The 12,591-nt window shown below is 70.6% G+C and carries 13 protein-coding genes; 6 read left to right on the forward strand and 7 right to left on the reverse strand.

Annotated elements, in window-relative coordinates; genetic code table 11:
* Positions 1 to 105 precede the first annotated feature (105 nt).
* The 3 genes from F8566_RS30965 to F8566_RS30975 all read right to left on the reverse strand — a co-directional run bounded on the left by F8566_RS30965 (position 106) and on the right by F8566_RS30975 (position 5,066).
* Positions 106 to 3,075 carry a helix-turn-helix transcriptional regulator gene (locus F8566_RS30965; protein ID WP_151565392.1) on the reverse strand — a complete coding sequence of 990 codons (2,970 nt, stop codon included), beginning with the start codon at positions 3,073 to 3,075 and terminating at the stop codon, positions 106 to 108.
* A 474-nt stretch (positions 3,076 to 3,549) separates the two neighbouring features.
* On the reverse strand, positions 3,550 to 4,230 hold the full coding sequence (locus F8566_RS30970) for a fused DSP-PTPase phosphatase/NAD kinase-like protein (protein WP_225993671.1): 681 nt from the start codon (positions 4,228 to 4,230) through the stop codon (positions 3,550 to 3,552).
* A gap of 47 nt (positions 4,231 to 4,277) precedes the next feature.
* A complete protein-coding gene (locus tag F8566_RS30975) occupies positions 4,278 to 5,066 on the reverse strand; it encodes an SAM-dependent methyltransferase (protein WP_225993672.1) in 789 nt (262 codons plus the stop codon).
* Positions 5,067 to 5,306: 240 nt separating this feature from the next.
* Here F8566_RS30975 and F8566_RS30980 point away from each other — a divergent pair, with 240 nt between their 5' ends.
* Entirely contained in the window at positions 5,307 to 6,452 is a 1,146-nt protein-coding gene (locus tag F8566_RS30980; protein WP_151565393.1) for a glycerophosphodiester phosphodiesterase, read from the forward strand.
* Positions 6,453 to 6,475: 23 nt separating this feature from the next.
* Here the strand turns inward: F8566_RS30980 and F8566_RS30985 are convergent, their stop codons facing one another.
* Complete coding sequence (locus F8566_RS30985) at positions 6,476 to 7,531, reverse strand: DUF2293 domain-containing protein (RefSeq protein ID WP_225993673.1); 1,056 nt, start codon at positions 7,529 to 7,531, stop codon at positions 6,476 to 6,478.
* Positions 7,532 to 7,651: 120 nt separating this feature from the next.
* Between F8566_RS30985 and F8566_RS30990 the strand changes: the two genes are divergently transcribed.
* The 4 genes from F8566_RS30990 (at position 7,652) to F8566_RS31005 (ending at position 10,198) form a co-directional block, all read left to right on the forward strand.
* Entirely contained in the window at positions 7,652 to 7,831 is a 180-nt protein-coding gene (locus F8566_RS30990; protein ID WP_151565394.1) for a hypothetical protein, read from the forward strand.
* Positions 7,832 to 7,989: 158 nt separating this feature from the next.
* Positions 7,990 to 8,709 carry a hypothetical protein gene (locus F8566_RS51625; protein WP_225993674.1) on the forward strand — a complete coding sequence of 240 codons (720 nt, stop codon included), beginning with the start codon at positions 7,990 to 7,992 and terminating at the stop codon, positions 8,707 to 8,709.
* Positions 8,682 to 9,293, forward strand: coding sequence for a substrate-binding domain-containing protein (locus F8566_RS31000; RefSeq protein WP_225993675.1), 612 nt, complete (start codon positions 8,682 to 8,684; stop codon positions 9,291 to 9,293). The genes F8566_RS51625 and F8566_RS31000 overlap by 28 nt, the downstream gene beginning before the upstream one ends.
* Before the next feature lie 20 nt (positions 9,294 to 9,313).
* A complete protein-coding gene (locus tag F8566_RS31005; protein WP_225993676.1) occupies positions 9,314 to 10,198 on the forward strand; it encodes a ribokinase in 885 nt (294 codons plus the stop codon).
* Positions 10,199 to 10,216: 18 nt separating this feature from the next.
* On the opposite strand, the gene F8566_RS31010 is transcribed toward F8566_RS31005, so the two are convergent.
* On the reverse strand, positions 10,217 to 10,828 hold the full coding sequence (locus F8566_RS31010) for a TetR/AcrR family transcriptional regulator (RefSeq protein WP_151565396.1): 612 nt from the start codon (positions 10,826 to 10,828) through the stop codon (positions 10,217 to 10,219).
* A 76-nt stretch (positions 10,829 to 10,904) separates the two neighbouring features.
* On the opposite strand from F8566_RS31010, the gene F8566_RS31015 reads away from it, so the two are divergent.
* Positions 10,905 to 11,321 carry a VOC family protein gene (locus F8566_RS31015; RefSeq protein WP_151565550.1) on the forward strand — a complete coding sequence of 139 codons (417 nt, stop codon included), beginning with the start codon at positions 10,905 to 10,907 and terminating at the stop codon, positions 11,319 to 11,321.
* Here the strand turns inward: F8566_RS31015 and F8566_RS31020 are convergent.
* Together F8566_RS31020 and F8566_RS31025 are read right to left on the reverse strand one after the other, a co-directional pair.
* Positions 11,315 to 12,085 carry a PIG-L deacetylase family protein gene (locus F8566_RS31020; RefSeq protein ID WP_225993677.1) on the reverse strand — a complete coding sequence of 257 codons (771 nt, stop codon included), beginning with the start codon at positions 12,083 to 12,085 and terminating at the stop codon, positions 11,315 to 11,317. The genes F8566_RS31015 and F8566_RS31020 overlap by 7 nt on opposite strands.
* On the reverse strand, positions 12,072 to 12,578 hold the full coding sequence (locus F8566_RS31025; protein ID WP_151565398.1) for a DedA family protein: 507 nt from the start codon (positions 12,576 to 12,578) through the stop codon (positions 12,072 to 12,074). Before F8566_RS31025 ends, F8566_RS31020 begins: the two co-directional genes overlap by 14 nt.
* Positions 12,579 to 12,591 lie beyond the last annotated feature (13 nt).

A 12,591-nucleotide genomic window follows, 5' to 3' on the forward strand; every position in this document is an offset into this window, starting at 1 on the left:
CCCGTAGTGGGAGCCGGAGTCATCCTGTGGAGTGAGAGTGCGATTCCGGCCCTCGGGTTCGAATTGTCCGCTCTCGGATCCATGGGCCTCGAGGGGCCGTCACCATCAGGAGCGGCGTTGTTCGGCGGCACGGTTAAGCGTGGTCGCCACTCCGACTCGCGACGTCACACCCAGCTTGGTGAAGACGCGGGACAGATGGGTCTCGACCGTCCTGACACTGAGGAACAGCTTCTTGGCGATCTGCTGGTTGGTGTGGCCCTCGGCGACGAAGATCGCGATCTCGTATTCGCGGGGCGACAGTCCGAACGGGCCTTCACCACGTCCGCCGGGGCGCGCGGTCACTCGCACGCCGAGTTTGCGCTGTTCACGCACCGTCTGAGCGTGCAACGACTCGGCGCCGCACTCGGCAAAGAGCCCTGCGGCCACGCGCAGCCGCTGGCGAGCCCGATCACGTTCGCCGGCAGCGTGCTGCGCGAGGCCCGCGACCACTTCGGCCCGGCCGGCATCGATCCTGCGTCCCGCCAGGAGGAGTGTTTCGGCGGCGTCGGCCGCCAGGCGGGCGGCTTCGGCCGCGTTCTCGGCACGCGTCGCGTGCGCGCGGGCCAACGTCGCTATGGCGGAGGACGCGGGAAGCTCCGCCTGGGCGAGGGCGCCGGCGATCTCCGCCCACTTGTGAGCCTCGTCCTGTTGCTGGGCCTCCGCCTCGATGCGGGCCATCAACTCGGCACAGTCGAGGAGCGTCGCCGGATCCAGCATGGGTGCCAAGGGATCACCGCAGGCGTCCATCAGCGCGTCGGCGCCCTCCTTGGGGTGGCCGGCCTCGACCAGCGCGACACCGTGGGCGTAACGTGCCATCGCGCCCCACCACTCGCCGGCTCCGATGTCACCCCGGACCGCCTCCTCGCCGAGCCGGAGCGCCTGATCATGATCGCCGGCTCGGCTGGCGGCCAGGCACTGCTGAGTCAGCCCGAAGACCAGGGCCTCCCCGGAGCGAAGCAACCGGGCCGTCTCAGTGGCCTCCTCGGCCGCCGCAGCGGCCTCGGAGAGACGGCCGAGCTCGAGGCAGGCCCGGGCTCGCGCCGTCAGCATGTACGTGATGAAGGAAGCCTGCCCGGTGGCACGTGCGATCTCGATGATGCGGTCCAGGTGGCGGAGTGCGTCGCTGTACCGCCCCATCATCACCTCGGTCCAGCAGAGCCAGGGGAGTGTGTCCAGGCATTCGGCGAGGTTGGCGTCCGGCGCGCTCGACAGAATGCGGTCCGCTTCTTCGGCGTACGTGATGGCATCCGTAGTGCGCAGGCTGGCATACGCCGGCAGGACCCGCAGTGACGCCACCGCCTCCTTGAGGCCGGGCTCCCAGTTCGGCGCGTCCGTGGGGATGTGGTCGAGCACCGCTTGGGCGCCGCGGATGTCGACGCGCATGAGGCGGTCGGCTACGAGCCGCACTCGCAGGAGAACGGCGGACGACGCCTGCGGGTCGGGCATCCGTTGCAACTCGTCGAGGACAAGGGCACGAGCTTCCTGATGGTGGTGTAGCTGCCGTTCGATGACGGCGCACAGCTGGACCGCCCGGGCACGCCGTGCGTGGTCGTCTTCGGGGAGCAACCGCAGCAGTTCCTTCGCGGTCTCGCGCCCCTCGGCCAGCTGGCCGCTCACGGTCTGCACGTGGACGAGATCCATGAGCAGACGCAGGCGCGAGTCTGGCGCCTCGCTGTCGGCGTCCGCGGGTGGGTCCTCCGGCAACAGCCGCAGTGCCGCTTCCAGCCAGTGTGCCGCGGTGGCCGGGGCCTGGGGTGCGACGGTCCGGGCGGCCTGGACCAGGGTGGCCACGGCGGCCCGGTCGCCGTAGCCGGCCGACCGTTCCACATGGTGGGCGCGGAGCGTGGCGGGTGCCCCCAGTTCGGCGAGATAGGCCGAGATTCGCGAATGGGCCCCCAAGCGCCAGCCGGCTGCGGCCGAGCCGTAGGCCACATGGCGCACGAGCGGGTGGCGGAATCTGAAGCGGCCGGTGACGGCAGGGCGAACGAGATCGCGGGCCACCAGCTCGTCGATGGCGGCGAGGGCCTCCGATTCGGACAGTTCTGCGCCTGCCGCGGCGAGGGCGGGCTCGAACTCGTCGGCGGCGAGCGCCGCGGCCTGGGCGACTCTCAGCGCCACTTCGGGCAGCGCGCCGAGCTCCATCTGCAGCGCCGAACGGACGGCAGGCGGCAATTCCATCAGGTCGCGCAGCTCCGGGATCGCGCCCCAGAGCTCGCCCGGCTCATCGCCTTCGACGGGGCTGCCTGTCCGATCCCTGCGCGAGAGCGCCTCAAGGTAGAACGGATTTCCGCCGCTGGCTTCATACAGTGCCTGGCAACGGGAGCGGGACAGGTGCGGGCCGAGGAACTCCGCCACCTCGGCGGCGCTGAGCGGATCCACCGAAACCCGCCTGCCATGTTCACCTGCTGTGTCGACCAGCGCCGCGAGCCGGGGAGAGACCTGCGCCGGGCGGTACGCCATCGCGACGAGCACCCGGGCGCGGGGTGGATGCCTGACGAGATAGTCGAGCAGTTCGATCGAGGCCTCGTCGGACCAGTGGACGTCGTCCAGCAGGAGCACCAGGCCCGAGTTGCTCGCGATCTCCTCGAGCAGATGCCGGATCGCTCGGTGGAGTTGGTACCGCGCGACCCGCGGGGCGGACGTCGCGCCCTTGTGCGGCACCTGGGCGTCGGTGCCCTCCTCGAGCGCTGGGAACACCGTGCCGAGCAACTGCAGTGCCGTCGGCGTGAGATTGGGCCGGTGCTCTTCCAGGAGGTCGTCCAAGGCGTCGACGATTGCCCCGAAGGGCATCTCCTGCTCGAACTCCGCCGCGCGGCCGGACAACGTGGTGAGCTTGCGGGCGTCGGCGGCAGCGATGATCTCGCCGAGCAGCCGGGTCTTGCCGGCGCCCGGCTCGCCTACCAAGGCGATGAACCGGAACGCGCCCGCGGCGGTGGAATCGAGGGCCTCTTCGAGAACGCGGAGAGCATCCTGGCGCCCGACCAGCGGAACGGTCGAGGGCTCCGCCCCCGGAGGCTGGCCCGTAGGACCCTCCATGTCTACACCCCAACAGCGACACGCGGCCAATACGCCACGCTTTGTCCTGATTATCGCGATTCTCGTGAATCGCGGGTTACTTTACCGATGCACCAGCCCAGCATGAGCGGCAATACGTGTTCGCTGCTCCTTGCCGGTACAGGCCAGCCTCCCTGCGACGGTCGTCCCAGGCATATCAACGCTGTATCGGGGGGTGTGTCAACACTCGCATTGGAACTGTGCTGTTGTCGTCACCGTCTCCTGCACTCACGGTCGGGCGTCAGCCGGCGTCACGCGACCCTCAAGATCGGCCAACGTGGTGACCACCCCGACACATGACGAGACTCCGAGCTTGGCGAAGATGTGCGACACATCAGCTTGCCCGGCGTCCGGCTTCCGGCCGGCTTCCAGGAGCAACCGTGCCGCCTCCTCTGCCAGTCCGGCGGACGCTTCCGCCTCTCGACCCCAGGGTGGAGGTGCCGGTGAAGGCAGTGGTCAGAAGCCGAGGCGGGCCCAGGAGCGGCGGGGGGAGTCGGCTATCCGGCTGAGGGCGACCACCGCCGCAGGGGGACGGGCGACGCGGTCGCCGGTCAGCCCCCGCATGAAGGCGACCTGTTCAAGGGTCGGCGGGCCCACCGCCAGGCTGCGCGACGTCGCGTCCGCCGCGTTCGCCTGACCGGTGCGGACGAGATAGGCGGCCGACATCGTGCCGGTCCGGCCCACGCCCGCGCCGCAGTGGACGAACACCGTGCCGCGCGCCCCCTCGACGACCGTCAGGAACCGTTCGACCTGGTCGGGCGACGGAGCCTGGCCGTCGCGCATGGGCAGCCGTACGACGGTCAGCCCCGCGTCCGCCGCGAGCCGCCGGGCGGCCGGAGGCAGTTCCTCGGCCCGCAGGTCCACGACCGTGTGCACCCCGAGGGTGGCGAGGCGGCGGTAACCGTCGGCGGTGGGGGCGGCGCCGCGCCAGAGGTGCCCGTCGACGTGCGCGAAGTTATGGATCCCGGGAACGCCGACCGAAGGGCGTTGCGCGCGTTCGGTGGAACGTGCGGACGTGCTCATCGCAAGGATGGTGAGGCTGACGACGATCCACGCGAGCGCGTATCCCGTCATGCCGGCGAGCAGAAACCAGCAGAGGACGCGCGGTCTCGGCACGCGCGGGCGTGGGATCGGCACGAAACCGACAATAGCCCCGGCCGTGCCGTGCCTCGGGCCGAAACGCGTCAGTGCATCACGCCGACACCGACGAGGCGGGCGAACGTCTCGGCGGTCTCGATGTGGTCGTCGGGCCGCCACTTGGCCGGGTGGGTGAGCCCGGGCTCCAGGAGCTCGAAGCCCTCGAACATGCGGCTGATCTCGTCGCGGTCGCGCACCGTGAACCCGGTGCTGACCCGGCGGTAGACCTCCTGCGCGCGATCGATGATCTTGGGGTAGGAGTCCTTCTCCAGGTGGGAGACGACCAGATGGCTGCCGGGGACGAGACGGCTGCGGAACGCGGCGAGGATGCCGTACGGATCGTCCTCGTCGGAGACGAAGTGGAGCACCGCCACGGCGAGCAGTCCCACGGGCTGGTCGAAGTCGATGAGCCGGTGGACGATCGGGTCGTCGAGGATCTTCTCGGGCTTGCGGATGTCGGCCTGCACGAAGCCGACGCCGTCCTCCCCGGCGAGCAGCGCCTGACCGTGCGCGGTGACCACGGGGTCGTAGTCGACGTAGACGACCCGCGCGGCGGGATCGACCCGCTGGGCCACCTCGTGCACGTTCTCCTGCGTGGGCAGGCCGGAGCCGAGGTCGATGAACTGCCGCACACCAGCCGTGGCGGCGGTGCGGACGGCGCGGCCGAGGAACGCCCGGTTGAGATGCGCGTCGTGGCGGATCCAGCCGTGCGTGATCTTGATGATCTGCTCGGCGGCGTCGCGGTCGGCGGCGAAGTTGTTCTTGCCGCCGAGCCAGTAGTCGTACATCCGCGCGGCGTTCGGCACCGTGGCGTCGAAGTCCTGTGCTCCGCTCACTTCTCACCGCCCCGTCTTCGTCGCTCCGTCATTGTGCCGCTTTTGCGGGGAATTGTGGCAGGAATGATCGGCGCTTGTGCGGGCGGGGCCGCGCCGCCGTTCACCGAAACGACGATCAAGGTTGGCCGGGCCGTCATCGGCCAGGCCCTGGCCCGGGTACCCCGCGCTGGATACGTTCCGGGCTGCGGTGATCCGCCCTGCGACGGTCGCCTGGGGGAACGCCGCGGGAGAGGAGCCGAGATGGTCGCCGGTACAGCCCTGAGAGGGAAGGTCCGCGCCAAGGCCGCCCTGCTGGCGGCGGGCGCGGTGTTGTTGCCGATGCTCGCGGTGGTGGGGTCCGCGGAGGCCGCTCCGGCGGGGAACGGCACTTCGGCGCGCGGGCCGCTCGTCCTCGGCCACCGGGGTGCCTCCGGCTACCGGCCCGAGCACACCCTCGCCTCGTACGAGCTCGCGGTCCAGATGGGCGCCGACTACATCGAGCCCGACCTGGTGCCGACCAAGGACGGCCAGCTCGTGGCCCGCCACGAGAACGAGATCGGCGGCACGACCGACGTCGCAAAGCGCCCCGAGTTCGCGGGCCGCAAGACCACCAAGACCATCGACGGGGCGAAGGTCACCGGGTGGTTCACCGAAGACTTCACGCTCGCCGAGCTCAAGTCGTTGCGCGCGGCGGAGAGGCTGCCCGCGATCCGGCAGGAGAACACCCTCTACGACGGCCGCTACCAGATGCCGACGCTGCAGGAGGTCATCGACCTCGCCAAGCGCCTGAGCCGCAAGCACGACCGGCGGGTGGGCATCTTCCCCGAGACCAAGCACCCGACGTACTTCCGCTCTATCGGGCTGCCGCTCGAACCCGCGGTCATCCGGACGTTGAAGCGCAACGGCCTCGACCACCGCGACGGCCGCGCCATCGTCCAGTCGTTCGAGCCGACCAGCCTGCAGACGCTGACGAAGTCGCTGCGCGTCCCCGCGCTCCAGGCGATCTCGGCGGCGGGCGCTCCGTACGACACCATCGCCAACGGCAAGGGGCCGACCTACGCGCAGATGATCACGCCGGGCGGGCTCAAGCAGGTCCGCACGTACGCCGACTGGATCGGGCCGGAGAAGAACCTCGTCATCCCGCGTAAGGCGGACGGCTCTCTCGGCACCCCGTCGTCCCTCGTCAAGGACGCGCACGCGGCCCGCCTGAAGGTAGCCCCGTACACCTTCCGCAACGAGAACGACTTCTTGCCGGCCGACCTCCGGAACGGCACCGTGCGGAGCGACTACGGTCAGGCCCTCAAGGAGTACGACCTCTTCTACCGCACGGGCATCGACGCCTTGTTCAGCGACAACCCCGACACCGCAATCGTCGCCCGCACGGAGTTCCTCGGCTCCCGCGACTGAACGCGGCGAAAGACGAAAGACGCTCAGCGCCGCCATCCGTCCAGGACCGCGTCCACGGTCGCGCGGATGGCGGCGCGGGCGTCGGCGCGTGGGACTCCCGACATCAGTTGTTCGTCGTAGTCGGTGTCCAGGTGGCGTACGGAGGCGACGACGGCGAGGGTGACCGCGATCTCGTCCAGGGCCCGGCCCGCCGCCGACCGCCCGACCCGGCCGCTGCCGCGGACCGCCGCGTGCCGGGCGATCTCGTCCGCGCGTGCGGGCGGGCAGCCCGGGAAGAGCCGCAGGATCTCGGCGGCCATCTGCCCCTGGAAGGCCACGTCCAGCCGTTCGCGCCGCTCCCGGTCGCGGTCGCGGCGGCGCGCCCGCGCGTCCTCGTCGGCCAGGCACTGCTCCTCGGCGCGTTCGAGCGCGGCCTCCTCGATGAGGATGCCGCGCCGTTCGTAGCGCTTGCGCCGCCGGTTGAACCGCATGACCACGGCCGACAGCCCGCTCTCCTTCTTGGCACGGCGGCTCAGCGCGGCGTCTCCGGCGGGGAGGAACACCAGGTGGTCCATGTCGGCACAGGTGAGGCAGTGCGGTGCGGCGTCCTCCATGACGAGGAACTCGCCGGTGCCGTGGCAGCCGGCGCAGGTCCACTCCTTGAGGGGCAGGATCGCCACCAGGTCCGGGGCCTTGCCGTCCTTGGCGGCGAGCCTCTCGCGCTGGGCGGGGGAGAGGCCGGGCGAGATCCAGTGCGTGCGGTAGTCGCGTTCGGCCGTCTCGTCGCCGGACGCGGTGAAACGCAGGGGACGGCGGTCTCTGGTCGCCGCGATGTACGCCGCCTCGCTCGGTTCCAGACCGTTGCGCTCGGCCCAGTCGCGCAGGGACCGGAGGGCGGCCGAGATCTTGTCCGGCCGTACGGAGAGGGCCGCTTCCAGGTGGTCGAGCCTGCCCTGGCGCCACTCGTCCACGCGCGGCCGCCGCAGCCATCCGATGCTGAGGAAGACCTCGACCGGCGCCACCGACTTGGACTGCTTGAGGAGGCTCTCGGCCGCGTCCGTCACTCGTCGCGCAAGCCGTGACTCATGGACCTCGCTCACGTTCGCCCACGCTACTGGGTGGGGGCGGCACGGAGAGGGAATGTCACGCAACGTAACTTTGATCTCATGGAGGGTGATCGGGGGGAGTCGCGCTGCTGGGCGGGGCCGGGGGACTTACGTGTGACCGGTGTGCGTCTCGTGGGCGCGCACCGGGTCTGGGCTGACTTCGCGGGAATTCCCGCCGAGGTGACGAGCGCGTTCGTGGCGACCGACAAGGGCGGGCTGGTGGGCTGCGGCTACTACGCGTCGGTCGAGGCGCTGGCGGAGATCGTCGACCTCTCGACGCTCTCGCCGTGCTGAGCCGATGTCAGGCATACATAAAGGGAAGAGCACCTTCGTGACCTCTCCTCTCCCTGGAAGGAAAGGTCTCCTTCCTTGCGGGTTTGAGGTTCCTGGTTCAACGGTCCGTTTGGCGACTCAGAGTAAAGATGTCATAGCGGGCCGCTATGTTCGTGGTCATGAAACTGGTGGTGCAGGTGAAGCTGCTGCCGACGCATGAGCAGGCGGCGGCGCTGACGGCGACCCTGCACACCTGCAACGAACTGGCCAACCGCGTGTCCGTTATGGCGTACGAGAAGCAGATGTTCTCCCGCGCCGGACTGCAAAAGCTCGTCTACGCCGAGCTGAAGGCGTCCGGGTTGTCGGCGCAGCCGGCATTCCATGTGATCCGTAAGACCGCTGACGCCTACACCACGCTGCACGCCCAGATCGATGCCGGGCTTCTGGGCGGGGAATGCTCCAGGCGCCGCCGCAAGGCCGAGTCCAAGCCGGTCGCGTTCCGGCCCGGTGCCGCCCAGCCGTTCGATGACCGGTGCCTGTCCTGGCAGGTGGATGCGCGCACCGTGTCGATCTGGACCGTCCACGGCCGGGTGCAGGGCATCGCGTTCACCGCGTCGGCCGCGCAATTGAAGACCCTGGCCGAGCGTCGCAAGGGCGAGAGCGACCTGGTGTTCCGGGACAGCATGTGGTTCCTGTATGCGACCTGCGAGATCGAAGAGGCCGAGCTATTCGAGCCGGTCGATTGGATCGGAGTGGACCGGGGGGTCGTGAATCTGGCGACCACTTGTGACGGCACCAATTACCAGGGCAAGGGCCTAGGCGATCATCGTCAACCCGGTCGACTCCGACGCCGCGTCGCCCGCCGTCCAGGGTGGCCAACAAGGCGGGCATCCCGGTGATCGCGGCCGACCGCAACGTGAACAACGCCACCGTCGCCCAGCTCGTCGCGTCCGACAACGTGGCCGGCGGCCGGGACGCCGCCAAGACGCTGGCGGAGGCGATGGGCGGCAAGGGCGAGGTCGCGTGGATCCAGGGTCAGGCGGGCACGTCGGCGTCCCGCGAACGAGGCCAGGGTTTCGCGGAGGGGATGAAGGCCTTCCCCAATATCAAGATCGTGGCCAGGCAGCCCGCCGACTTCGACCGGACCAAGGGCCTGGACGTCATGACCAACCTCCTGCAGTCCCACCCGGGCATCACCGGTGTCTTCGCGGAGAACGACGAGATGGCCCTCGGCGCGGTCAAGGCGCTGGGCACCAAGTCAGGCGGCCAGGTCAAGGTCGTCGGCTTCGACGGCACCCCGGACGGCATCAAGGCGGTCCAGGCGGGCACGATGACCGCGTCGGTCGCCCAGCAGCCCCGGCTCCTCGGGCAGATCGCGGTGCAGAGCGCCATCCGGGCGGCGAAGGGTGACAAGATCGAGTCAACGAACACCGTGCCGGTGAAGGTCGCGACCAAGGCCAACGCGTCCGAGTTCGCGTCCTAGTCCGACCACTAGGAGATCAGGTGACGCACGAAGTAGTCGTCGTGGGGTCGGTCAACGCGGATCTGGTGGTCAGCGTCGACCGGCGGCCCGCCCCGGGAGAGACCGTCCTCGGCTCGGACCTCGCCACCTACCCGGGCGGCAAGGGCGCCAACCAGGCCGTCGCCGCCGCCCGCCTCGGGGCCCGGACCGCGATCCTCGCCCGCATCGGGGACGACGGCCACGGCGACCTGCTTCGTGCCGCCCTCGCCGAGGCCGGGGTGGACCTGGGCCATCTCCTGGTCACGCCCGGCCCGAGCGGCGTCGCCCTCATCACCGTCGACCCGGACGGCGACAACAGCATCATCGTCTCGCCCGGCGCCAACGCCCACCTGGCCCCCTCCGACCTCGACTCCGGGCTCCTCTCCGCCGCCGTCGTCTCGTTCCAGCTGGAGATCCCCCTTCCCACGGTCGAGGCCGCCGCCCGCACCGCCGCCGCCAACGGCGCCCGGGTGGTCCTCAACCTCTCACCGGCCACCGCCATCCCCGACGACCTCCTGGCCCTCTGCGACCCGCTGGTGGTGAACGAGCACGAGGCCGCGTTCCTCCTGGGCGCCAGGGACGATCCCGCCTCCATGGCCACGGCGCTCCTGGCCCGCGGCCCGCGTTCCGTCGTCATCACCCTCGGCCCCGAGGGCGCCCTCACGGCCGACGCCACGGGCGTCACCGCCGTCCCGTCGCCCAAGGTCGAGGTGGTCGACACCACGGGCGCCGGCGACGCGTTCACGGCCGCCCTCTGCCTCCGGCTCGCCCGCGGCGACACCCTCGCCGACGCGGCCCGCCATGCCGTACGAGTGGGCGCCGCCGCCGTCCGCAAGCCCGGCGCCCAAAGCTCCTACCCCACCGCCGACGAGCCCCTCCCCACCTGACATCGACAACCCCCTTCGTCACGACCTCTGAGTCAGCGGGTGTGCGCCCTCCGAGGCCGCGCGGAGGGCGTCGAGCATCTGCGCCAGGGCGGCGCGGGTGGCGTCCAGGTCTCCGGGTGAGGTCGCGAGCCACAGGGCTGCCTCGTTCATGGCGCCCGACAGCAGGTGGGCCAGCGGGGCGACGGGCTGGCGGGCGATGAGGCCCGCCTCGATCAGGTCGGCCAGGGCGTCGGCGAGATGCCGGGCGGACCCTGCCTCGTCCATGGCGCGCCACTCGTTCCAGCCCAGCACGGCCGGGCCGTCGATGAGCATGATCCGCTGAGTGGCGGGATCGGTGCTGGCGGTGAGGAACGCCTGGCAGCCGGTCGTGAACCTGTCCCAGGGGTCGTCCTGCGCGTCCGCGGTCGCGGCGACGGTGTCGGCGACCTCCTGCTGGACCTCGGCCAGGACCGCGCCGAAGAGCTCGGCCTTGCTCTCGAAGTGGTGGTAGAGGGCCCCCTTGGTGACTCCCGCCGCCCGGACGATCTCCGACAGGCCCACCGCGGCGTAGCCCTTCGTCGCGAACAGCTGCCTGCTCTCGCGCACGAGAGTCCGCCGGGTCTGCTCCCGTTGCTCCGCCCTGCTCGCCATCCGCGCTCCCGTTGACATACCGATGGTAGGTCAATAGCCTACCCTCACATACCATCGGTACGTGAAAGGGTTTCTCGTGGAGTTGACCAGCTTCTATCCGGTTCTTGGCGCCACTCGTCTGGCCGAGTCCCGCGACTTCTACACGCGGTTGTTCGGGTTCGAGGTGACGTTCGAGGCCGAGTGGTACATCAGCCTGCGCCGTGGCGGCGAACGGCCGTACGAGCTCGCGCTGCTCGACTTCACCCACCCGACGGTGCCCGAGGCGTACCGCAAGCCGGTCCAGGGGCTCCTGCTCAACTTCGAGGTCGAGGACGTGGACGCCGAATGGGAGCGGCTCGTCGTCGGCGAGGGGTTGAAGCCCGAGCTCGACATCCGTACCGAGGAGTTCGGGCAACGCCACTTCATCGTCGCCGACCCCGACGGCGTCCTCATCGACGTGATCAAGGAGATCCCGCCCGCCGAGTCGTACGCCGGCAACTATGTGGGTCAGTGACGTTCGATGAACCACTCCCGGCCGAAGAGCAGGCCGAAGACGGGGGCCGGGAGTCTGGTGGCGACCCTGGCGACGGGGGCCAGGCGGCCGGTGCCGTTGAGCTGGGAACGGTGGGAGGCCAGAGCCACCTGCTTCCGGCGGGCGAAGCGGCGGACCTTGGAGACGTGCGTGATCTCGGCTCGGTGACTGTATGCGGAGTCGAGCGCGGCCGGGTCGTACCGGACCGGGACGCGCAGGCGGCGGGCCAGGGCGAGCAGGCGGGCCGCGGTGTCGCGGGGCATGGTGGCCTCGAGGACGCGGACCCCGGTGAGCCGGGCGGCGAGCGCGCCGACCTCGTGCACCCGGACGTGGTCGCGGTGGCCGTAGCCGCCATTGGGGTCATAGCTCAGCAGGAGGTCGGCCTTCTCCTCGCGGAGGATCGCGGCGAGGCGTTCGGCGGCTTCGAGGGGATCCGCGCGCACGAAGCGGGGCCGGTCCGGAGGATCGGGATAGAGCACCGGGCCGTGGCCGCTGTCGGCGTAGCCCAGGTGGACGACGCGTGCGGCGCCGAGGACCGCGGCGCTGGTGCGGAGCTCACGCATCCGGGGCGGCTCGTGGGGCGGGCGCGGTCCCATGAGGCCGTCGCCCGCGACAACGATCACCACGCGGTGCCCCTCGGCGGCGGCGCGGGCGAGGGTGCCGCCGGTGAGGATCGCTTCGTCGTCAGGGTGGGCGTGGAAGGCGACGATCACCGCCATCAGATCACCGCCATCAGACGTGGGCACCGTCCTTGTCCGGCGTTTCGGCGGGATGCTCGGCCCGGCGGCGCCGGTAGGCGAGGTAGGCCACGAGGAGGGCGAGGGCCGCGATGCCGACGGCCGCGGCGATGAGCGGCGAACGGGCCGCGATCTCCAGCCAGCCCCAGACGAGCGCGTAGCCGCCGAGCATGATCATGGAGGTCCACAGTATCGAGCCGAGGGCGGTGGCGAGGAGGTACCGGGGAAGGGGCATGCGCATGCCGCCGGCGCAGATAGGGATCGCGTGGCGGAGCCCGGCGATCCAGTGGGCGGCGAAGACGGCGAGCGCGCCCCGGCGCGCGACGAGGGCCTCGACCTTGCGCAGCCGCTCCTCGCCGACGCGGCGGCCCAGCCGGGAGGTGTAGAGCTTGGCGCCGAGCCCGCGGCCGATCCAGTAGTACGCCTGCCCCCGGACGAAGATGATCAGGATCGCGACGACGAGCGCCGCCCACAGCGGCAGGCCAAACAGGTCTTTCGGCATGGCGTGGGCGGCC

This window comes from Actinomadura rudentiformis, assembly GCF_008923185.1.
Classification (GTDB): Bacteria; Actinomycetota; Actinomycetes; order Streptosporangiales; family Streptosporangiaceae; genus Spirillospora; species Spirillospora rudentiformis.

Bases quoted from the DNA above. Each gene is read 5' to 3' on its own strand.
- F8566_RS30965 (WP_151565392.1), bottom strand. From the start codon at position 3,075: ATGGAGGGTCCTACGGGCCAGCCTCCGGGGGCGGAGCCCTCGACCGTT.
- F8566_RS30980 (WP_151565393.1), top strand. From the start codon at position 5,307: ATGGTCGCCGGTACAGCCCTGAGAGGGAAGGTCCGCGCCAAGGCCGCC.
- F8566_RS31010 (WP_151565396.1), bottom strand. From the start codon at position 10,828: ATGGCGAGCAGGGCGGAGCAACGGGAGCAGACCCGGCGGACTCTCGTG.
- F8566_RS31025 (WP_151565398.1), bottom strand. From the start codon at position 12,578: ATGCCGAAAGACCTGTTTGGCCTGCCGCTGTGGGCGGCGCTCGTCGTC.
- F8566_RS51625 (WP_225993674.1), top strand. From the start codon at position 7,990: ATGAAACTGGTGGTGCAGGTGAAGCTGCTGCCGACGCATGAGCAGGCG.